The organism is Burkholderia stabilis (genome assembly GCF_001742165.1).
Lineage (GTDB): Bacteria > Pseudomonadota > Gammaproteobacteria > Burkholderiales > Burkholderiaceae > Burkholderia > Burkholderia stabilis.
Genome location: NZ_CP016442.1, coordinates 3,480,810 through 3,502,892, shown reverse-complemented (window position 1 = coordinate 3,502,892; position 22,083 = coordinate 3,480,810). Strand labels below are relative to the sequence as shown.

17 protein-coding genes are annotated in these 22,083 nt (G+C 65.9%); 7 read left to right on the top strand and 10 right to left on the bottom strand.

Features of this window, described 5'->3' with window-relative positions:
- Positions 1-97: 97 nt before the first annotated feature.
- From BBJ41_RS16265 to purN, 4 genes are all read right to left on the bottom strand, one after another.
- On the bottom strand, positions 98-1,294 hold the full coding sequence (locus BBJ41_RS16265) for a DesA family fatty acid desaturase (RefSeq protein ID WP_069747255.1): 1,197 nt from the start codon (positions 1,292-1,294) through the stop codon (positions 98-100).
- Positions 1,295-1,516: 222 nt separating this feature from the next.
- Entirely contained in the window at positions 1,517-2,881 is a 1,365-nt protein-coding gene (locus BBJ41_RS16260) for a mechanosensitive ion channel family protein (protein ID WP_069747254.1), read from the bottom strand.
- A gap of 18 nt (positions 2,882-2,899) precedes the next feature.
- On the bottom strand, positions 2,900-4,162 hold the full coding sequence (locus BBJ41_RS16255; protein WP_069747253.1) for an RsmB/NOP family class I SAM-dependent RNA methyltransferase: 1,263 nt from the start codon (positions 4,160-4,162) through the stop codon (positions 2,900-2,902).
- Entirely contained in the window at positions 4,159-4,821 is a 663-nt protein-coding gene (gene purN, locus BBJ41_RS16250; RefSeq protein WP_069747252.1) for a phosphoribosylglycinamide formyltransferase, read from the bottom strand. The genes BBJ41_RS16255 and purN overlap by 4 nt, the downstream gene beginning before the upstream one ends.
- A gap of 122 nt (positions 4,822-4,943) precedes the next feature.
- Between purN and BBJ41_RS16245 the strand changes: the two genes are divergently transcribed.
- The 5 genes from BBJ41_RS16245 (at position 4,944) to dut (ending at position 11,167) form a co-directional block, all read left to right on the top strand.
- A complete protein-coding gene (locus BBJ41_RS16245; protein WP_069747251.1) occupies positions 4,944-5,936 on the top strand; it encodes a bifunctional riboflavin kinase/FAD synthetase in 993 nt (330 codons plus the stop codon).
- Positions 5,937-6,038: 102 nt separating this feature from the next.
- Positions 6,039-8,876, top strand: a complete 2,838-nt coding sequence (ileS, locus tag BBJ41_RS16240; RefSeq protein ID WP_069747250.1) for an isoleucine--tRNA ligase — start codon at positions 6,039-6,041, stop codon at positions 8,874-8,876.
- A gap of 2 nt (positions 8,877-8,878) precedes the next feature.
- A complete protein-coding gene (gene lspA, locus BBJ41_RS16235) occupies positions 8,879-9,379 on the top strand; it encodes a signal peptidase II (RefSeq protein ID WP_047898830.1) in 501 nt (166 codons plus the stop codon).
- Between the two features lie 74 nt (positions 9,380-9,453).
- Positions 9,454-10,665, top strand: a complete 1,212-nt coding sequence (gene coaBC, locus BBJ41_RS16230; RefSeq protein ID WP_069747249.1) for a bifunctional phosphopantothenoylcysteine decarboxylase/phosphopantothenate--cysteine ligase CoaBC — start codon at positions 9,454-9,456, stop codon at positions 10,663-10,665.
- 55 nt (positions 10,666-10,720) lie between these two features.
- Positions 10,721-11,167: a dUTP diphosphatase gene (gene dut, locus BBJ41_RS16225; RefSeq protein WP_069747248.1), complete on the top strand. Its 447-nt coding sequence runs from the start codon at positions 10,721-10,723 to the stop codon at positions 11,165-11,167.
- 53 nt (positions 11,168-11,220) lie between these two features.
- Here dut and BBJ41_RS16220 read toward each other — a convergent pair whose 3' ends face one another.
- From BBJ41_RS16220 to clpS, 4 genes are all read right to left on the bottom strand, one after another.
- Positions 11,221-11,991 carry a COG4705 family protein gene (locus BBJ41_RS16220; protein WP_069747247.1) on the bottom strand — a complete coding sequence of 257 codons (771 nt, stop codon included), beginning with the start codon at positions 11,989-11,991 and terminating at the stop codon, positions 11,221-11,223.
- A gap of 146 nt (positions 11,992-12,137) precedes the next feature.
- Entirely contained in the window at positions 12,138-13,517 is a 1,380-nt protein-coding gene (locus BBJ41_RS16215; RefSeq protein WP_069747738.1) for an amino acid permease, read from the bottom strand.
- Between the two features lie 103 nt (positions 13,518-13,620).
- Entirely contained in the window at positions 13,621-15,921 is a 2,301-nt protein-coding gene (gene clpA, locus BBJ41_RS16210) for an ATP-dependent Clp protease ATP-binding subunit ClpA (protein WP_069747246.1), read from the bottom strand.
- Positions 15,918-16,232, bottom strand: coding sequence for an ATP-dependent Clp protease adapter ClpS (clpS, locus tag BBJ41_RS16205; protein WP_006398529.1), 315 nt, complete (start codon positions 16,230-16,232; stop codon positions 15,918-15,920). Before clpS ends, clpA begins: the two co-directional genes overlap by 4 nt.
- 544 nt (positions 16,233-16,776) lie before the next feature.
- Between clpS and BBJ41_RS16200 the strand changes: the two genes are divergently transcribed.
- Positions 16,777-16,980: a cold-shock protein gene (locus BBJ41_RS16200; RefSeq protein ID WP_006478030.1), complete on the top strand. Its 204-nt coding sequence runs from the start codon at positions 16,777-16,779 to the stop codon at positions 16,978-16,980.
- Between the two features lie 181 nt (positions 16,981-17,161).
- On the opposite strand, the gene BBJ41_RS16195 is transcribed toward BBJ41_RS16200, so the two are convergent.
- On the bottom strand, positions 17,162-18,769 hold the full coding sequence (locus tag BBJ41_RS16195; RefSeq protein WP_069747245.1) for a multicopper oxidase family protein: 1,608 nt from the start codon (positions 18,767-18,769) through the stop codon (positions 17,162-17,164).
- A 669-nt stretch (positions 18,770-19,438) separates the two neighbouring features.
- On the opposite strand from BBJ41_RS16195, the gene BBJ41_RS16190 reads away from it, so the two are divergent.
- Positions 19,439-19,663, top strand: a complete 225-nt coding sequence (locus BBJ41_RS16190; RefSeq protein ID WP_047898835.1) for a hypothetical protein — start codon at positions 19,439-19,441, stop codon at positions 19,661-19,663.
- Between the two features lie 123 nt (positions 19,664-19,786).
- On the opposite strand, the gene BBJ41_RS16185 is transcribed toward BBJ41_RS16190, so the two are convergent.
- Positions 19,787-22,015 (bottom strand): NADP-dependent isocitrate dehydrogenase, encoded by a 2,229-nt coding sequence (locus BBJ41_RS16185; RefSeq protein WP_069747244.1) that lies wholly within the window; start codon positions 22,013-22,015, stop codon positions 19,787-19,789.
- Between the last annotated feature and the right edge of the window lie 68 nt (positions 22,016-22,083).

Sequence of the window (22,083 nt, the reverse complement as noted above, 5' to 3'; positions counted from 1 at the left end):
GGATCGTCTGATCGCCCCCTCGAAAACGGGCGGCCCAAATGAAAAAACCCCGCCAACGCGGGGTTTGTGACGTCCTCAGATTCTAATCGATTTCGAATCAGGCGTAGCGACGCAGGCGTGTCGCGAATTCCTGCAGCGCCTTGATGCCGCTTTGTTCTGCGCGATGGCACCAATCCTGCAATTGCGCGAGAAGCTGTTCGCGCGATGCGGTCGAGCGATCCCAGATCGCGGCGAGATCCTGGCGCAGCTGGAAGTACGTATGCAGCTTCTGGCTGTTCGCGAAGATTTCCGGCAGCAGCTTCTTCTGCGGCTCGTCGAGGCCGTCGGCGTCCTTGTGGAACCACTTGCGCGCGCCGCGCATCAGCTGGTACTTCTCGCTCGAACCGAGCTCCTTCAGGTGCGCGAGCTCCTGGGCGTACGCACGCTTCACGGCCTTGCCGTAGCGCGCCATCACTTCGTAGCGGTTCGACAGCACGGCCTGCAGCGTTTCCTGGTCGAGCACCATCTTCGGCTTGTTCAGGCGCGGCGTCGGCGCGACCTTCTTCACCTTCGCGAGGCCGAACGCCGACATGATGCGGATGTACATCCAGCCGATGTCGAACTCGTACCACTTGTTCGACAGCTTCGCCGATGTCGCGAACGTGTGGTGGTTGTTGTGCAGCTCTTCGCCGCCGATCACGATGCCCCACGGGAACAGGTTCGTGCTCGCGTCGGCCGAGTTGAAGTTGCGATAGCCCCAGAAGTGACCGAAGCCGTTGACGACGCCAGCCGCCCAGAACGGGATCCAGACCATCTGCACGGCCCACACGGTCAGACCGAGCACGCCGAACAGCGCGACGTCGATCACCATCATGATGCTGATGCCGAGGATCGGGTACTTCGAATAGAGATTGCGTTCGATCCAGTCGCTCGGCGTGCCGTGCCCGAACTTGCACATCGTCTCTTCATTCTTCGCTTCCGCGCGATAGAGCTCGGCGCCCTCGAGGAACACCTTCCAGATGCCGCGCGTCTGCGGGCTGTGCGGATCTTCCTCGGTCTCGCACTTCGCGTGGTGCTTGCGGTGAATCGCGGCCCACTGCCCCGTCAGCATGCCGGTCGTCATCCACAGCCAGAGGCGGAAGAAGTGGCTCGCGATCGGATGCAGCTCCAGCGCGCGGTGCGCCTGGCAGCGGTGCAGGTAGACCGTCACGCCGATGATCGTGACGTGCGTGACGGCGAGCGCGAACAGCGCGACCTGCCACCACGAAAAGCGCAGGAGCCCGTGGGAAAGAAAATCGAGCAGGGAATTCAACAAGGCAGTTACCTGTGATGAGAGAGCGACGCCGGCTCACGCAGACGTCAGAAAAATGAAAGCATACCGCGTGTAGACCAGAATTTTACTTCAACCGTTCCAAGTCTTTGTAAAAAATGAACATTTTCTTGCCCTGGCGCAACGCAAGCAGTCCAGAGGCGGACTTGGAGACGCCCGCGATCCGGTTCCGGCCGCGGGGTCAACCCACTTGACGGCCGACGCGCGCTACGCTGCCGGCGCGCGCCCGTCTGCCGCGCCGTCGCCGGCCGTGGCATTCGTGGCGGGAAAGCCGTCCGGCAACCCGACGACACGCACTTCGCGTTGCGGAAACGGGATCGAGATCCCGTGCTCGCTGAACAGCCGCCAGATGTTGCGGTTCACGGCCGAACGCACGCCCGACGTGCCTTTCGCCGAATCCTCGATCCAGAAGCCGAGCTCCAGGTCGATCCCGTCCGCGCCGAAGCTGACGAGATACGGGGTCGGCGCGGGCTCGGTCAGCACGCGCGGCACGCCCTTCGCGGCGTCGGCGAGCAACGCGAGCGCGTGCTCGACGTCGCTCGTGTACGCGACCTGCACGGCGACCTTCGCATAACCGCGCGTCAGGTACGACGACTGGTTCTGCACGACGTCGGTGATCAGCTTCTCGTTCGGGATCAGCGTCTCGTTGCCGTCGAGGCCGCGCACGACCGTATAGCGCGTGCGGATCTGCGTGACGACGCCCTGCAGCCCGCCGACGCTGATCGCGTCGCCGAGCCGCAGCGAGCGGTCGAGCAGGATGATGAAGCCCGACACGTAGTTGCTCGCGATCTTCTGCAACCCGAAGCCGAGGCCCACGCCCACTGCCCCGCCGAACACGCCGAGCACCGTCACGTCGATGCCGACGAGCGACAGCCCGATCAGGACCGCCGCGAACACGAGCAGCGCGCGGCCGACCCGCGACAGCACCACCTTCAGATTCGCGTCGAGCGTGCTCGCCCGTGCGAGGCGCTCCTCGAGCACCGAGCCGAGCCACATCGCGACCATCAGCGTCACGCACACCCACAGCGCGCCGGAAATCAGCGACATCAGCGTGAGGTGCGCATTCGCGACGCGGAACTGCACGCTGTCGAGCCACGCGATCACGTCGCGCTGGATGCCGAGCACCGTCAGCACCATCGCGGCCCACACGACGGTCGACACGATCTTCTCGACGATCGACAGCCACGCATGCGTGTGCCCGTCGCGCGCGAACACGCGCCGCGCGAAGAAGAACAGCACGTAGATCAGCCCGATGCCGAACAACGGAACGAGCGCGAGCGACAGCAGCGACGTCGACATGAACGGGTCGAACGCGAGCTGCGCAGCGCCCACGAAGATGCCGCCGAACAACGGGAACAACGCGCGCTTCAGGCTCTGCGCGCCCGCGCCGGGCGCACGTCCGGCCGCCCGGCGGCGCGCGTCGATCCGGCCGTGCACGAAGCGCGCGGCCACCCAAGCGAAACACAGCGCGCCGACGAGAATCGCCGCCTGCCAGATCATCACCGGCTGGTGAAAGTCGCGAATCACCGAAGCCAGCCGGTGCGACAGCAGGCGGTTCTGCAGGTTCTCCATCGTCCGTCCGGGCTGCCGTTACTGCGCGCGCCGCTCGAGCACGGCGGCAAAGAAGCCGTCGGTCGCGTGACGATGCGGCCACAGCGACAGATAGTCGCCGGTCTCGATCTCGATGCGCTGGTCGGCCAGCACCTTCTGCGCGGGCACCAGCACGAACTCCGGATGGTCGGCCAGGAACTGCTCGACGATGCGCTCGTTCTCGGCGTCGAGCACGCTGCAGGTCGCGTAGACGAGCCGGCCGCCCTTCTTCACGAGGCGCGCGGCGCTCGCGAGGATCGACGCCTGCTTCGGCACCAGTTCGTCGATCGCCGTGCGCGACTGGCGCCACTTCAGGTCCGGATTGCGGCGCAGCGTGCCGAGGCCACTGCACGGCGCGTCGACCAGCACGCGGTCGATCTTGCCGGCGAGACGCTTGATCTTCGCGTCGTGCTCGCTGTCGATCAGCACCGGGTTCACGTTCGACAGCCCGCTGCGCGCAAGGCGCGGCTTCAGCTTCGCGAGACGCTTTTCCGACACGTCGAACGCATAGAGGCGCCCGGTCGAGCGCATCATCGCGCCCAGCGCCAGCGTCTTGCCGCCCGCACCTGCGCAGAAATCGACGACCATCTCGCCGCGGCGCGGCGCGACGAGCGAGCACAGCAGCTGGCTGCCCTCGTCCTGCACCTCGATCTGGCCTTCCTCGAACAGCTTCAGGCGCGTCAGCGCCGGCTTGCCGTTGACGCGCACGCCGAACGGCGCGAACGGCGTCGCCCCCGCATCGATGCCGTTCGCGCGCAGCGCGTCGATCACCTGGTCGCGGGTTGCCTTCTGCGCGTTGGCGCGCAGGTCGAGCGGCGCCGGGTAGTTCAGCGCGGCGGCGAGCTGCGCGAGCTCCTCGGCGTCGAAACGGGCCGACAACGCCTGGTGGATCCAGTCGGGCAGGTTCGTGCGCACGCGCACGGGCAGGCTCGCCGGATCGATCTTCGACACGTGCTCGAGCCATGCGGACTCGGTGTCGGACAAAAACGGCCTCAGCGCGTTGCGGCCTGCCGTCTGCATCAGGCCAAGCAGCGTGAGACGCCGCGCGGGCGTGCCCGTGCCGCTCTCGGCCAGGTGCGAAAACTCCATCTTCCGGCGCAGCACCGCGAACACGGCCTCGGCGATCACGCCGCGCTCGGCATGCCCGAGCTTCGGGTGCGCGCGGAAGAACCGGCTCGTGGTCGCATCGGCGGGGCCGGCGAATTTCAGCACCTCAGCGAGCAAGGTCTCGGTCTGGCCAATCAGGAATCCGTGCAGCTTCATACGCCCTCACTCGTTTCGGTTTGCGGTTGATCCGCGAAAATCCAGCGCGCCTCTTCCGGCGCCACCACTGCCCGGCCGTTCTCGAGGCGCAAACGCCCCTCGACGAACCAGCGCACCGCACGCGGATACAGCACATGCTCGACCGACAGCACGCGCTGCGCGAGCGCGGCCGCATCGTCACCCGCGCGCACGGGCACGGCGCCCTGTGCGACGATCGCGCCGCTGTCGAGCTCGGGGATGACGAAGTGCACGGTCGCGCCGTGCAGCGCAACGCCCGCGTCGAGCGCCTGCTGGTGCGTGTGGATGCCCTTGAAGCTCGGCAGCAGCGACGGGTGGACGTTCAGCAGCCTGCCTTCGTATCGTCTGACGAATGCCGGCGTGAGGATGCGCATGAAGCCCGCGAGGACCACGAGATCGGGGGCAAAGCGGTCGATTTCGGCGGCGAGCGCCGCGTCGAAGCTGTCGCGGCCGTCGAACGACCGGTGGTCGACCACCGCGGTCGCCACCCCGTGCGACGCAGCAAAAGCCAGGCCGGCCGCATCGGGCCGGTTGGCGATCACGGCCGCAACTTCGGCTGGCCAGCGTTCCTGCGCGCACGCGCGGACGATGGCCTCCATGTTGCTGCCGCGACCGGAAATCAGGATCACGAGTTTTTTCATCCGCGAATTTTACCATTCGCCCCCGCGTTTCCCGCCTTCTCGGCCGCCGGCCCGCCCGAACGTTTATAATCTTCTGCTTTGCGGCATCCCACCGCCCATTCCCCGACGCTGCATCCGCTATCGTGAAAGTCTTCCGCGGCCTGCCCAACGCCGAGAGCCGCGCCCCGTGCGCGCTGACGATCGGCAACTTCGACGGTGTCCATCGCGGCCACCAGGCCCTGCTCGCGCGCGTGCGCGCGGCAGCGGACGCGCGCGGCCTGCCCGTGTGCGTGATGACTTTCGAGCCGCATCCGCGCGAATTCTTCAACCCGGCCGGCGCGCCGCCGCGCATCGCGATGCTGCGCGACAAGCTCGAGGCGCTGCGCGAGCACGGCGTCGACCGCGTGGTCGTCGAGCACTTCAACCACACGTTCGCGAGCCAGTCGCCGCAGGCATTCGTCGAGCGTACGCTCGTCGGCGGGCTGCATACGCGCTGGATGATGGTCGGCGACGATTTCTGCTACGGCGCGAAGCGCGCGGGCACCTTCGATACGCTGAAGGCGGCCGGCGAGCAATACGGCTTCGAGGTCGAGCAAATGGGCACGGTGGCCGGCAGCGACGGCACGCGCATCTCCAGCTCCGGCGTGCGCGCCGCGCTCGCGGCCGGCGATCTCGACGCGGCCGCGCAGGCGCACGGCCACGGTTACGCGATCAGCGGCCACGTCGCGCACGGGCTGAAGCTCGGCCGCGACCTCGGCTTCCCGACGCTGAACCTGCCGATCGCGCACAAGCGGCCGGCGCTCGCGGGCATCTTCGTCGTGCAGGTGCACGGTCTCGGCCCCGCGCCGCTGCCGGGCGTCGCGAGCCTCGGGCTGCGCCCGACCGTCGACGATTCGGGCCGCGTGCTGCTCGAAGTCCACCTGCTCGACTGGCACGGCGACGCGTACGGCAAGCTCATCCGCGTCGAATTCCTGAAGAAGCTGCGCGACGAGGCGAAGTTCGACGATCTCGAAGCGCTGTCGCGCGCGATCGCACTCGACGTCGCGAATGCGCGCGCATATTTCATCGAGCGCGACCGTGCGCCGGGCAGCCGCGCAACGGGCTTCTCGACGTCGGCCACCGACCGAATTAGCTGATCCGGCCAGCGGCGCCCCGCGCCGCAACCCGCGCGCCGCCGACGCGCGCGCACCCTCGATTCACGACGCACGAGCGTCCCCCGATTTGATAGCGATCCCATCATGAGCAACAAGAAAGCCGATTCGAAACCGCAGGCCAAGTATCCGGTCAACCTGCTCGACACGCCGTTCCCGATGCGCGGCGACCTGCCCAAGCGCGAGCCGCAGTGGGTCAAGGAATGGGAAGAGCGCGGCCTCTACGAGAAGATCCGCGCGGCCAGCCAGGGCCGGCCGAAGTTCATCCTGCACGACGGCCCGCCGTATGCGAACGGCGACATCCACCTCGGCCACGCGGTCAACAAGATCCTGAAGGACATCGTCGTCAAGTCGCGCAACATGGCCGGCTTCGACGCGCCGTACGTGCCGGGCTGGGATTGCCACGGCATGCCGATCGAAATCCAGATCGAGAAGCAGTTCGGCAAGTCGCTGCCGGCAGCCGAAGTGATGAGCAAGGCGCGCGCGTACGCGACCGAGCAGATCGAGAAGCAGAAGGTCGGCTTCAAGCGCCTCGGCGTGCTCGGCGACTGGGCCAACCCGTACAAGACGATGAACTTCGTCAACGAGGCGGAAGAGCTCCGCGCGCTCGGCAAGATCATCGAGAAGGGCTACGTGTATCGCGGGCTGAAGCCGGTGAACTGGTGCTTCGACTGCGGCTCGGCGCTCGCCGAGGCGGAAGTCGAGTACAAGGACCGCACCGACCCGACGATCGACGTGATGTTCGCGTTCGCGGAACCGGAAAAGACCGCGCAGGCGTTCGGCCTGCCGGCGCTGCCGCGCGCCGAAGGCGGCATCGTGATCTGGACCACCACGCCGTGGACGATTCCCGCGAACCAGGCGCTGAACCTGCATCCGGAAATCGTCTACGCGCTGGTCGACACCGAGCGCGGGCTGCTGATCATCGCGGAAGAGCGCGTCGCCGCGTGCATGGAAGAGTTCAAGCTGACCGGCCGCGTGGTCGCGACCGCTCCCGGCGTGAAGCTCGCGAACCTGCGCTTCCACCACCCGCTCGCATCGGCCCACCCCGGCTACAAGCGCACCGCGCCCGTCTACCTCGGCGACTACGTGACGACCGACACGGGCACCGGCGTCGTGCACTCGTCGCCCGCGTACGGCATCGAGGACTTCATGTCCTGCAAGGCACACGGGATGACCGACTCGGACTTCATCAACCCGGTGATGGGCGACGGTCGTTATATCGAATCGCTGCCGCTGTTCGGCGGCCTGTCGATCTGGGATGCGAACCCGAAGATCGTCGAGGCGCTGAACGCGGCCGGCTCGCTGCTGCGCAGCGAGAAGTACACGCACAGCTACATGCACTGCTGGCGCCACAAGACGCCGATCATCTACCGCGCGACGTCGCAGTGGTTCGCCGGCATGGACGTCACGCCGCGCGACGGCGGCAAGACGCTGCGCGAAACGGCGCTCGAAGGCGTCGACGCGACCGCGTTCTACCCGTCGTGGGGCAAGCAGCGGCTGTTCAGCATGATCGCGAACCGTCCCGACTGGACGCTGTCGCGCCAGCGTCAATGGGGCGTGCCGATGGCGTTCTTCGTGCACAAGGAAACCGGCGAGCTGCACCCGCGCACGCTCGAGCTGCTCGAGGAAGTCGCGAAGCGCGTCGAGCAGTCGGGCATCGAGGCATGGCAGACGCTCGACCCGCGCGAGCTGATCGGCGACGACGCAAACCTGTACGAAAAGAACCGCGACACGCTCGACGTGTGGTTCGACTCGGGCACGACGCACTGGCACGTGCTGCGCGGCTCGCACAAGGATCAGCTGCAGTTCCCGGCCGACCTGTACCTCGAAGGTTCGGACCAGCATCGCGGCTGGTTCCACTCGTCGCTGCTGACCGCGTCGATGATCGACGGCCGCGCGCCGTACAAGGGCCTGCTCACGCACGGCTTCACGGTCGACGGCGAAGGCCGCAAGATGAGCAAGTCGCTCGGCAACGGCATCGACCCGCATGAGGTCGCAAACCGTCTCGGCGCGGAAATCATCCGCCTGTGGATCGCATCGACCGACTATTCGGGCGAGCTCGCGATCTCGGAAGAAATCCTGAAGCGCGTGACCGAAGGCTATCGCCGCATCCGCAACACGCTGCGCTTCCTGCTCGCGAACCTGTCGGACTTCGACTACGCGCAGCACGCGGTGCCCGTCGGCGAATGGCTCGAGATCGACCGTTACGCGGTCGCGTTCTCGGAGCAGCTGCAGGCGGAACTGCTCGGCCACTACGAGAAGTACGAATTCCACCCGGTCGTCGCGAAGCTGCAGACGTACTGCTCGGAAGATCTCGGCGGCTTCTACCTCGACGTGCTGAAGGACCGCCTGTACACGAGCGCGGCTGATTCGCGCGCGCGCCGCTCCGCGCAAACTGCGCTGTACCACCTGACGCACGGCCTGCTGCGCGTGCTCGCGCCGTTCCTGTCGTTCACGGCGGAAGAGGCATGGAAGGTGTTCCAGCCGGCCAGCGAGACGATCTTCACGGAAACCTACTACGCGTATCCGGAAGTGGCCGGCTCGGCCGCGCTGATCGAGAAGTGGGCGCTGCTGCGCGAAGTGCGCGGCAACGTGACGAAGGCGCTCGAGGAAGCGCGTACCGCGAACCGCATCGGTTCGTCGCTGCAGGCCGAAGTGGCCGTGCATGCGAGCGGCGCGCGCTACGACGCGCTCACGAGCCTCGGCGACGATCTCAAGTTCGTGCTGATCACGTCGGCCGCGACGGTCGTCAAGGTCGACGACGAAGCGCAGGAAAGCGTCGACGTGGCCGCGTCGAAGTACCAGAAGTGCGAACGCTGCTGGCACTACCGCGAGGACGTCGGCGCGCACGCCGATCATCCGACGCTGTGCGGCCGCTGCTTCTCGAACCTGTTTGAAAACGGCGAAATCCGGAGCGCTGCTTAACTATGGCGAAAACCCTGTCGAAACCGGCCAGCGGCGCGCTTGCGCCCTGGCTCGGTATTTCGCTGATCGTGATCCTGTTCGATCAACTGTCGAAGATCGCGATCCTGAAAACGTTCGCGTATGGCGCGCAGCATGCGCTGACGTCGTTCTTCAACCTCGTGCTGGTGTACAACCGCGGCGCCGCGTTCGGCTTCCTGTCGACCGCGAGCGGCTGGCAGCGCTGGGCGTTCACCGCGCTCGGGATCGGCGCGACGCTCGTGATCTGCTTCCTGCTGAAGCGCCACGGCCACCAGCGGCTGTTCAGCGTGTCGCTCGCGCTGATCCTCGGTGGCGCGCTCGGCAACGTGATCGACCGGCTCGTGTACGGTCACGTGATCGACTTCCTCGATTTCCACCTCGGCGCCTGGCACTTCCCGGCGTTCAACCTCGCCGATTCCGCGATCACGGTCGGCGCGGTGCTGCTGATCTACGACGAACTGCGTCGCGTGCGCGGCTCGCGCTAAACGCGCATACTCGGCGTCGACGGCCGGCCTCGCACCGGCCGCCGGCCGTCCCGTTCGACCCTTGGAGGCCTGAGTTGGCACACGCAGAACTCGCAGGAAAACACCTCGTTCTCGGCCTGACGGGCGGTATCGCCTGCTACAAGATCGCCGAGCTCACGCGGCTCCTCACGAAGGCAGGCGCGACCGTGCAGGTCGCGATGACCGAAGCCGCCACGCAATTCATCACGCCCGTCACGATGCAGGCGCTGTCCGGCCGGCCCGTCTATACGAGCCAGTGGGACGCGCGCATCGACAACAACATGGCGCACATCGACCTGTCGCGCGAAGCCGACGCGATCGTGATCGCGCCCGCGTCGACGGATTTCCTCGCGAAGCTCGCGCACGGGTTCGCCGACGACCTTCTGTCGACGCTGTGCGTCGCGCGCGACTGTCCGCTGCTCGTCGTCCCCGCGATGAACCGCCAGATGTGGCAGAACCCGGCCACGCAGCGCAACGCCGCGCAACTGCGCGCGGACGGCGTGTCGGTGCTCGGCCCGGATTCGGGCGCGCAGGCGTGCGGCGAAGTCGGCGATGGCCGCATGCTCGAGCCCGAGGCGATCTATGAAGCGATCGTGTCGCACTTCGCGCCGAAGGTGCTCGCGCACCGGCGCGTGCTGATCACGGCCGGGCCGACCTTCGAGCCGCTCGACCCCGTGCGCGGCCTCACTAATCGTTCGAGCGGCAAGATGGGCTTCGCGCTCGCGCGCGCCGCGCAGCAGGCCGGTGCCGACGTGCACCTCGTCGCGGGGCCGGTGGCGCTCGACACGCCGTGGGGCGTCTACCGCCAGGATGTGCAGACCGCGCAGCAGATGTACGACGCGGTGATGCACGCCGTGAACGACGCCGACATCTTCATCGCGGTGGCCGCGGTCGCCGACTGGCGCGTCGACCAGCCGGCCGAACACAAGATGAAGAAATCGGCCGACCGCAAGATGCCGGCGCTCGCGTTCGTCGAGAATCCCGACATCCTCGCGTCGGTCGCGGCACTGCCCGACCCGCCGTTCTGCGTCGGGTTCGCGGCCGAAAGCGGCGACCTCGACGTGCACGGCGACGAGAAGCGCAAGCGCAAGAACGTGCCGCTGCTCGTCGGCAACCTCGGCCCGCTGACGTTCGGCCGCGACGACAACGAAGTCGTGCTGTTCGAGGCGGCCGGCCTCACGCGCCTGCCGCGCGCACCGAAGGACGAACTCGCGCATGCGCTCGTCGCGGAAATCGCGAAGCGCCTGCCCGACAACCGCCTGATCTGATCTCCCGCGCGGCGGCCATCGCTGCCGCGCCCTTCCCGACCGATTCGACGACCGCATGAAACTCGACCTGAAGATTCTCGACGCGCGCATGCGCGACTACCTGCCCGCCTACGCCACCACCGGCAGCGCGGGCCTCGACCTGCGCGCGTGCCTCGACGCGCCGGTCACGCTGCAGCCGGGCGAAACGACGCTCGTGCCGACGGGCCTCGCGATCCACCTCGCCGATCCCGGCTTTGCGGCGCTGATCCTGCCGCGCTCGGGCCTCGGCCACAAGCACGGGATCGTGCTCGGCAACCTCGTCGGCCTGATCGACTCCGATTACCAGGGCCAGTTGATGATCTCGACGTGGAACCGCGGCCAGACCGAGTTCGTGCTGAATCCGTTCGAACGGCTCGCGCAGCTCGTGATCGTGCCGGTCGTGCAGGCGCAGTTCAACATCGTCGACGACTTCGCGGAAAGCGATCGCGGCGAAGGCGGCTTCGGCAGCACCGGCCGCCACTGAACGGCGCAACACCATGAAAAAAGGGGCCTCGCGGCCCCTTTTTTCGTTCGCCGTCATTCACTGACCGGCTGCGCGATCCGCGCAGGTACCAGGTCGCGTCGCCGCGCCTGCGCGATGCTCGCGTAGATCACCATCGCGACCAGCACGCCGAGCAGCACGGCCGACGAGCCGACCGTGCCGAGCGCGAGGCCGCCCTTCGCGACCGGCTTCGTCAGCAGGTCGCCGACCGTCGCGCCGAACGGACGCGTGAGCACGAACGCAGCCCAGAACAGCAGCACACCGTAGATGCGCGTGAAATAGTGCGCGAGCACAATCACCGCCAGCAGAGCGCCGATCAGCAGCGCGCCGCCGCCGAAACCGAGCCCCGAGCTGTCCGCGAGGAAATCGCCGAGCGCGGTGCCGAGCGTGTTCGAAAACAGGATCGCGATCCAGTACAGCAGCTCGACCTTGCGCGTGCGAATCAGGTCGACCGACAGCGATTCGCCGCTGAACCGCCAGACCGCGAAGATCGCCAGCAGGATCGCGACGAGGATCGACGAGCCGGCTGCGTAGCCGAGGCCCAACGTGCGGTCCATGAAATCGGACATCGTCGTGCCGGCCGTGCTGGTCGCGACGATCACGGCCCAGTAGATCGCCGGGCGGTAGCGCGTCGTCTTGAGCTGCGCGCCCAGCGTCACGAGGAAGAAGCCGAACAGCAGGATCGAGCTCACCGCATAACCGACGTTCAGCGTCATCGACAGCAGGTCGCCGCCGGTCTCGCCGAGCGTCGTCGCGCAGATCTTCATGATCCAGAACGCGAGCGTGATTTCGGGAAGTTTGTTCATTCGAACCCCTTTTTGCAGGAAAGCAGCGGGCCGGCACATGCCGGGCCGCCTTGCAGACAGGATCGAATGTAGTCGCCGCCGGGTTAACGGAACCTTAGCGAATGTGAAGAACGGCGTGGCCGGCCGACGCGGCCGCACCGGCACCGTCAGCGCGCGTGTTCGTGCCGGTAGTGCAGCGCATACGCGAGCGTCAGCAGCACGACGAACACGACGCCAACCACCATCGTCATCCGGAACTCGCGCGTGAACGCAGTCGTGAACAGGATCGCCGCGACGAGCCCGGCGCCGAGCAGGCTGCCGAACGGGTGCCCCCACATCCGGAACGCGAGTGCGGGGCCGCTATATCGCGAACGGAAGCGCAGGTGCGTGACGAAGATCATCAGCCACGTGAACAGCGCGCCGAACATCGCGATCGCCATCATCACGGTGAACGCCGTATCGGGCGCCAGCGCGACCAGCACGGCCGCCACCGCGACGCCGCTCGTCGAGATCCACAGCGCCGCGCGCGGCACGCCGTTCGTGCCGAGCCGGCCGAACACCGCCGGCGCGAGCCGCGCACGCGACAGGCTGAACATCATCCGCGTCGTCACGTAGAGCTGGCTGTTCATCGCCGACAGCGCCGCGATCAGCAGCACGAAGTTGATCACGCCCGCCGCATACGGCACGTGCGTCGCGGCCATCACCTTCACGAACGGGCTTTCGTCGGTGCCGGCCTGCGTCCACGGCACGATTGCGAGCATCAGCGACAGCGTCAGCAGGTAGAACAGCACGAGGCGGAACACCGTCGAGCGGAACGCGCGCGTGACGGCATGCTGCGGATCGCGCGCCTCGCCGGCCGCGATCGCGACGGCCTCGATGCTCATGTAGCTGAAGATCGCGACGATCACCGCGACCCAGGTGCCCCACGGCCCCTTCGGCATGAAGCCGCCGTGGGCGGTGTAGTTCGTGAAGCCGATGCCCGATGCGGCCGGCGCCGACCACACGAGATACGCGCCGAGCACGATGAACACGATGATCGCCGCGATCTTCAGCAGCGAGAACGCGTATTCGACCGAGCCGTACAGCGTGACGCTCGCGAGATTCACGGCGATCAGCAGCGCGGAGAAGCCGATCACCCAGTACCAGCCGGGCACGGCTGGAAACCAGTACTTCATGAACACCGCGATCGCGCTGATCTCGGTGCCGATCGCGAACACGACCGCGAACCAGTACGCATAGCGCACGAGAAAGCCCGCGAGCGGGCCGACGTAGTGCTCGGCATACGCGCCGAACGAGCCGGCCGTCGGATGCGCCACCGTCATTTCCGCGAGCGCGCCCATCAGCAGCAGCGCGATCAGCGCGCCGATCGCATACGAAACCAGCACGCTCGGGCCGGCGAGCCCGATCGCGAACCCGCTGCCGAGGAACAGCCCCGTGCCGATCGCGCCGCCGATCGCGATCATCGCCATCTGCCCCGACGTCAGCGCGTGGCGCAACCCTTGTTCTCGCGCGACGATGCTGTCGAACGACCGTTGTTGTTGTGTCACTGCCTTACCACTCCCCTGCACCACCATTGCGCCGCCGGCGCCGGATAAAACGAAACGGCGCGGAAAACTTCCCGCGCCGTTCGCATGAACAACGAATTATCGCTTACTCGACTTCGACCGTCTCTTCGTTCGGCTTGTGCGGCGGATTCGCCAGCTTGTCGAACGACAACTGCACCTTGTCGTTTTCGTCGACGTCGACCGTCACGTGACCGCCGTTGACGAGCTTGCCGAACAGCAGTTCGTCAGCCAGCGCGCGGCGGATCGTGTCCTGGATCAGCCGCTGCATCGGCCGCGCGCCCATCAGCGGGTCGAAGCCGTGCTTCGCGAGATGCTTGCGCAACGCGTCGGTGAAGAGCGCGTCGACCTTCTTCTCGTGCAGCTGTTCCTCGAGCTGGATCAGGAACTTGTCGACCACGCGCATGATGATTTCCTCATCGAGCGAGCGGAAGCTGATGATCGAATCCAGGCGGTTGCGGAACTCCGGCGTGAACAGGCGCTTGATGTCGGTCATCTCGTCGCCCGTTTCGCGGCGCGTCGTGAAACCGATCGTCGCCTTCTGCATCGACTCGGCGCCCGCGTTCGTCGTCATGATGATGATGACGTTGCGGAAATCCGCCTTGCGGCCGTTGTTGTCGGTCAGCGTGCCGTGGTCCATCACCTGCAGCAGCACGTTGTAGATATCCGGATGCGCCTTCTCGATTTCGTCGAGCAACAGCACGCAATGCGGCTTCTTCGTGACGGCTTCGGTCAGCAGGCCGCCCTGGTCGAACCCGACGTAGCCCGGCGGCGCGCCGATCAGGCGGCTCACCGCGTGACGCTCCATGTACTCCGACATGTCGAAGCGGATCAGCTCGATGCCGAGCGTGAACGCGAGCTGGCGCGCCACTTCGGTCTTGCCGACGCCCGTCGGGCCGGAGAACAGGAATGCGCCGATCGGCTTGTCCATCTTGCCGAGGCCTGCGCGCGCCATCTTGATCGATGCCGCCAGCGCGTCGATCGCCGGATCCTGGCCGAACACGACGCTCTTCAGGTCGCGGTCGAGCGTCTGCAGCTTGCTGCGATCGTCCTGCGACACGCTTTGCGCCGGCACGCGCGCGATCTTCGAGATGATTTCCTCGATCTCGCTCTTGCCGATCGTTTTCTTCTGCTTCGACTTCGGCAGGATGCGCTGCGCCGCGCCCGCTTCGTCGATCACGTCGATCGCCTTGTCCGGCAGGTGACGGTCGGTGATGAAACGTGCCGACAGTTCAGCCGCGGCCGACAGCGCGCCCGACGAATACTTGACGCCGTGGTGCTCCTCGAAACGCGACTTCAGCCCGCGCAGGATCGCGACCGTCTGCTCGACAGTCGGCTCGCTCACGTCGACCTTCTGGAAGCGCCGCGACAGCGCCGCATCCTTCTCGAAGATGCCGCGATACTCGGTGAACGTCGTCGCGCCGATGCACTTGAGCGTGCCCGACGACAGCGCCGGCTTCAGCAGGTTCGACGCATCGAGCGTGCCGCCCGACGCGGCGCCCGCGCCGATCAGCGTATGGATTTCGTCGATGAACAGGATCGCGTGCGGACGCTCCTTGAGCTCCTTCAGCACCGTCTTCAGACGTTGCTCGAAATCGCCGCGATACTTGGTGCCCGCGAGCAACGCGCCCATGTCGAGCGAGTAGACCTGCGCGTTCGCGAGGATATCGGGCACTTCGCCGCGCGTGATGCGATAGGCGAGCCCTTCCGCGATCGCGGTCTTGCCCACGCCGGCTTCGCCGACGAGCAGCGGATTGTTCTTGCGGCGACGGCACAGCACCTGCACGACGCGCTCGACTTCGGGCTCGCGGCCGATCAGCGGATCGATCCGGCCATCCTTCGCCATCTGGTTCAGGTTCTGCGTGAACTGCGCGAGCGGCGTTTCCTTCTGCGCATTCGCGTCTTCGCTTTCCGCGTTCGCGTCGGTCGACTTCGCGGCTTCGCCGTTGTTCGTCTTCGCGATGCCGTGCGAAATGAAGTTCACGACGTCGAGGCGCGTCACGCCCTGCTGCTGCAGGTAGTACACGGCGTGCGAATCCTTCTCGCCGAAGATCGCGACCAGCACGTTCGCGCCGGTGACTTCCTTCTTGCCGTTCGACGTCGACTGGACGTGCATGATCGCGCGCTGGATCACGCGCTGGAAACCGAGCGTCGGCTGGGTATCGACATCGTCGGTACCCGGGACGGTAGGTGTGTTGTCGTGGATGAAATTGCGCAGGTTCTGACGCAAGTCCTCGATGTTCGCCGCACAAGCGCGCAACACCTCGGCTGCCGTCGGATTATCCAGCAGGGCCAGCAGCAGATGCTCGACCGTAATGAACTCATGGCGCGCCTGGCGTGCTTCCATGAACGCCATGTGCAGGCTGACTTCCAATTCCTGGGCAATCATGCTTCCTCCATCACGCACTGCAGCGGATGCCCGGCCTGCCGCGCATGGGTAACGACTTGCTCAACCTTGGTCGACGCGATGTCCCGCGTATAGACCCCACAAACCCCTCGCCCTTCGCGATGGACCTTCAGCATGATCTGCGTGGCCGTCTCGCGATCCTTCTTGAAATACTCCTGGACCACCATCACGACGAATTCCATCGGCGTGAAGTCGTCGTTCAGCAGCACCACCTTGTACATCGAAGGCGGCTTGAGCTTCTGCTGCTTGCGTTCCAGGACGGTACTGTCCTGCTTGTCCGGGATAATCGCCATACACCCATTCTAAACAACTCGGACAGGCCCGCAATCCTGCCATTACCCGACCGACCGGCCGGCGCCCTCCCCGGTATCCCGGAACACGCGATCGTCTTCGCGCCATACGAAAGCCGGCTGCGGTGCCGGCTTTCACGCGTGGCGCGGAACACGAACCGTCAGGGGGAACCGCACCGGACCATCGTATCCGCATCCAGTATCCCACAAGCCGGGACGACTCGAACGCGTGTCACTCGAGCCTGGTATATGAGCCGATTATGCGGCTTTTCAAGTCCTCGCGCTTGGCCGCATGCTGCGAAGCAAAGCCGGAGAAACCCTGAAAATGGGTTCTTTACAACGTCCCTCTATACGTCTAAAAATTCCTCTTGACACTCCAATAAAGAGCGCCAACAATCAAGCTGGCACTTTTTTCAATTCGCCGGTTGGGGGAATGAAAGAGGCCGAGGTGAGCTTGTGAGGGGGGAACGGCTGCATTTTCCGGTCGTTTAGCTTTTCGAGCGTGCTCGTGGTAAGTAGCAGCGACTGTGTGACAGGGGAAGTAGGTATGGCAACTGGTATCGTTAAGTGGTTCAACGACGCGAAGGGCTTCGGTTTCATCACTCCCGATGAGGGCGGTGAGGATCTGTTTGCGCACTTCTCGGCTATCACCATGAATGGCTTCAAGACGTTGAAGGAAGGCCAGAAGGTGAGCTTTGACGTCGTTCAAGGACCGAAGGGCAAGCAAGCGTCGAACATCCAGGCCGCATAAAGGCATCGGATATCGGACGAAGAAACCCGGCGCAATGCGCCGGGTTTCTTTTTTTGAAGCCGGTCAATCGATAATCGATTGACCGGCTTTTTCGTTCAATCCCGATAATTGAACATGCATTGTGTTGTCACGCATGCAGATCAAGCACCCATCCGGCACGTGAAACACTTTCGCCACTTCGTTACACGACCTTCAGCGTACCCATCATGCCGAGATCCTCGTGTTCGAGAATGTGGCAATGAAACATGCGCTCGCCGGGCATGTCTTGCGTGACGAGAATCGTCACGGTTTCGCCGCTGCGCACGTTCACGGTATCGCGCCACGCGCGGAACGGTTCGCGCGTGCGCGAGCCGTCCGATTCACGTTCGATCACCTGGAACTGCGTGCCGTGCAGGTGGAACGGGTGATCCATGTCGGTGGCATTGCGGATGGCCCAGCGCTCGATGTCGCCGCGGCGGCTCGTCAGCGTCGCGCGGTGCGGCGAATAGGTTTCGCCGTTGATCGTGAAGCGCATGCCCGCCGGGCGGCCGTGCGCGGCGTCCTTCATCATCGCGTCCATGTCCATCTCTTCGCCGAACGCCACTTCCTTGTGCGCGACGGGTTCGCCGAGCGCCGGCACCGCGCGTAGCGTTGCCGGCAGCGCGCGCGCGGCGGCGGGCGCGAACGTCACGTCGGCCAGGGCCAGCGCCGGATCGGGCGGCAGGCTGCCGTGACCGTCGTCGTGCGACATCGCCATCTTGCGGCGGTCGTATTCGGCCGCCTGCAGCACCGCGCGCGATGCGCGATCTCCGGCGCGCACCAGCAGCTCGGCGCGCTCGCCCGGGGCGATCAGCAGCGACGTCACGCGACGCGGTGCGTCGAACAGCCCGCCGTCGGTGCCCGCGTGCTCGAACGCACGGCCGTCATCGAACGCGACGCGCAAGTAGCGCGCGCTGCATGCATTCCACACGCGCCAGCGTTCGTCGCCCGCAACGTCGATGCGCGGCCGGCGCGCGCCGTTGACCAGCACGAACTGGCCCTCGCGGCCGTTCATCCAGTCCATCATGTCGTTCGGGGCGATCGTGCCGTCGCGCGCGAGCTTCAGGTCCGACACGAACAGGTTGCGCTCGGGCCAGCCCGCAAGCGGATCGTCGGCGGCTCGCACGACGAACGGGCCGGCCAGCCCGCGAAAGACCTGCTCGGCCGTCATCATGTGCGGATGCGGGTGGTACCAGTAGGTGCCGGCGCTCCCCTTCGGCAGCGTGAAGCGGTACACACGCGATGCGCCGGGTGCGACGGGGTCGGACGGATTGCCGTCCTGGTCGGGCGGCACGGGCAGGCCGTGCCAATGGATCGTCGACGGTTGCGGCAGCTTGTTCACGAACTTGATCTCGACCGTGTCGCCCTCGCGCACGTCGATCAGCGGACCGACGACCGGGCCTTGCGTACCCGCGCCGAACTGCCAGAAGGTGGTCGGCCGCGCGCCGCGCAGCATCGGACGCGCCACCGGCTGCGCCACCAGCGTGGCCCGGAACGTACCGGGCTCGCGGCTTTCGTTCGCGAGCGTACGCAACGCCGCGAGCGGCGCGCCGGCCGGCAGCGCATCGGCGGCAGCGAGGGCTGCCGGCGCAGGCTTGCCGTGCTGCCCATGACCCGACATGCCCGACATGCCCGACATGCCGGGCATGTCGTCCATCTGGTCCATGCCGGCCATGCCCGCATGACCGGCATGCTGCGCCCATGCGGTGCGCGCGAACAGCGACGCGGCTGCCGCACCGATGGCGCGCGACAGGAAGGTTCTCCGTATCATCAATCGTTCCTCGTTATCCATGCTGCGTCGCGCGACAGCCGCGACGCCCGCGCCGGCCGGCTCGAATGCCGATGCGCGGCGCGAAACCTGATGCCCGCGTCATCATAACCTCGGGGCCGTATTGAAAAGCGGCCCAGCCGATCGGGCGGCGATACGTCGCAGCACATGGTGCTGCCGCCCGGATTCGACACGCGTCGGACGGCGTCGGCGATCAGGAATGCGCGCCTCATCTCCGGCGACCTCAGCCAACTCGCCCCCCCCTTTTTCAGTCTCCGGACGACCGCTCCACGATCGCCTGTCGGCCGCACCCGGGCGCGCGTCGTATCGTCGATCCGCGAATCCGCCAATATTTCACGATGCGGAACAAGTCCCTGCGTTGTAAAAATTCGTGGTGCAGGGCACAAATTTCCCGTTTCGCGATGCCAAAAAACGTTCCGCAATACAAAACGACAGAAATAACACCATGTTTTTAAACATGATTTTTTATTTCGATAAGACATTCTATGCGCACCATCCGAGCGGGTCGCGGACGTAGACTTTGTTCCATGCACTGACGCTTCGCCACGACGTTCGATACGGAACCCGGCGCAAGCAGCCAGTCGGGCCACAGCCGGCCGAGCCGGCGGGCGGCACAACAGAATCGCTTGTGATCAGAAAGGGAGAACGGAAATGAAGGGATTTCGCTTTGGTTCAGCGCTCGGGTCGTTCTACATCCTGCCGGGTAACGGCGGCTGGGAAGCGACGTTCGGCAACGCCCTGCTCGGCGCATTCTCGTGCCCCGAAGTGGCCGCCGACCACATCTCCCGCGGCGACTGCCCGCAACTGTCCGAAATGGACACGGCCACGCTCGAAGTGCCGCACGAAATCGCCGAGTGGGAAATCGTTCACGTCTGAATGGCAAGCCTGCAACGAAAAACGCCCCGGGCGTCCGGGGCGTTTTTCTTTTGCATCGGTCGGCTGGCAGTCATGCCCTCCGCGCCGACACGCGCATGGGCTCGCGCGATTGCGCAGCCGACGTCAGGCGACCGCGTCGACGATCCCGTTCAGCGTCGCGCTCGGGCGCATCGCCTGGCTCGTCAGATCGACGTTCGGGCGATAGTAGCCGCCAATCGCCTGCGGCTTGCCTTGTGCGCCAGCCAGTTCTTCCAGGATGCGCGCTTCGCTGTCGGACAGCGCCTTCGCCACGCCTTCGAACTGCGCCTTCAGCGCGGCGTCCTCGGTCTGCTCGGCAAGCGCCTGCGCCCAGTACAGGCACAGGTAGAAGTGGCTGCCGCGGTTGTCGAGGCCGCCGACCTTGCGCGCCGGCGACTTGTTCTCGTCCAGGAACTTGCCGGTCGCCTGGTCGAGCGTCTTCGCGAGCACGACCGCCTTCGGGTTCTGGTATGCGTGACCGAGGTGCTCGAGCGACGCTGCCAGCGCAAGGAATTCGCCGAGCGAATCCCAACGCAGGAAGCCTTCCTCGACGAACTGCTGCACGTGCTTCGGCGCCGAACCGCCCGCGCCCGTTTCGAACATCCCGCCACCGGCCATCAACGGCACGATCGACAACATCTTCGCGCTGGTGCCGAGTTCCATGATCGGGAACAGGTCGGTCAGGTAGTCGCGCAGCACGTTGCCGGTGACCGAGATCGTGTCCTTGCCCGCACGGATGCGCTCGAGCGAGAAACGCGTTGCGTCGACCGGCGTCAGGATGCGGATGTCGAGGCCGTTCGTGTCGTGATCCTTCAGGTAGCGTTCGACCTTCGCGATGATCTGCGCATCGTGCGCACGCGCCGGATCGAGCCAGAACACGGCCGGTGCGCCGGTCGCGCGGGCGCGGTTGACCGCGAGCTTGACCCAGTCCTGCACCGGCGCGTCCTTCGTCTGGCACATGCGCCAGATGTCGCCCGACTCGACCGCGTGCTCGAGCAGCACGTTGCCGGCTTCATCGGTCACGCGCACGACGCCGTCCGCCGGGATCTGGAACGTCTTGTCGTGCGAACCGTATTCTTCGGCCGCCTGCGCCATCAGGCCGACGTTCGGCACGCTGCCCATCGTGACCGGATCGAATGCGCCGTGCTGCTTGCAATCCTCGATCACGGCCTGGTACACGCCCGCATAGCAGCGGTCCGGAATCACGGCCTTCGCGTCGTACAGTTGGCCGTCCGGGCCCCACATGCCGCCGGAATCGCGGATCATCGCCGGCATCGATGCGTCGACGATCACGTCGCTCGGCACGTGCAGGTTCGTGATGCCCTTGTCCGAGTTGACCATCGCGAGGCGCGGGCGCACCGCGTATTCGGCCTTGACGTCGGCTTCGATCGCTTCGCGCGTGTCGGCCGGCAGGTCCTTCAGGCGCGCGTACAGGTCGCCGATCCCGTTGTTCGGGTTGAAACCGGCCTGCGCCAACACGTCCGCGTGCTTCGCGAGCGCGTCGCGGTAGAACACCGACACGAAATGGCCGAACAGGATCGGGTCGGAGACCTTCATCATGGTCGCCTTCAGGTGCACCGAGAACAGCACGTCCTGCGCCTTCGCATCGGCGATCTGCGCTTCGATGAAGCTGCGCAGCGCCTTGCGGCTCATCACCGACGCGTCGATGATTTCACCGGCCTTCACGGCCGTCTTTTCCTTCAGGACCTTCTTCACGCCGTCGGCCGTCGTGAGTTCGATCTTCACGCTGCCGGCATCGGCGATCAGCGCCGACTTCTCGCTGCCGTAGAAGTCGCCTTCGCTCATGTGCGCGACGTGCGCCTTCGAGGTCGCCTTCCAGGCGCCCATCTTGTGCGGATGCTTGCGTGCGTAGTTCTTGACCGACAGCGGCGCGCGGCGATCGGAGTTGCCTTCGCGCAGCACCGGGTTCACCGCGCTGCCCTTGATCTTGTCGTAGCGGGCCTTGACCGCCTTTTCCTCGTCGGTCGACGGATCTTCCGGATAGGCCGGCAGCTTGTAGCCTTGCGCCTGCAGTTCGACGATCGCGGCCTTCAGCTGCGGCACCGAGGCGCTGATGTTCGGCAGCTTGATGATGTTCGCTTCCGGCTTCAGCGTGAGCTGGCCCAGCTCGGCCAGATCGTCGGAACCCTTCTGCTCCGACGGCAGGACGTCTGCGAATGCCGCGATGATGCGGCCGGCGAGCGAGATGTCGCGCGTTTCGACGGCGACGCCCGACGAGCGCGTGAAGGCCTTGACGATCGGCAGCAGCGAATAGGTCGCGAGCGCGGGCGCTTCGTCGGTGAGGGTGTAGATGATCTTGGGCGAAGTGGACATGGTCAATGCGTTGCTACGTGAAAGTGGGACTGGGGAGCGCCGGCGGGTAACCGGCGGGGAGCGACCGG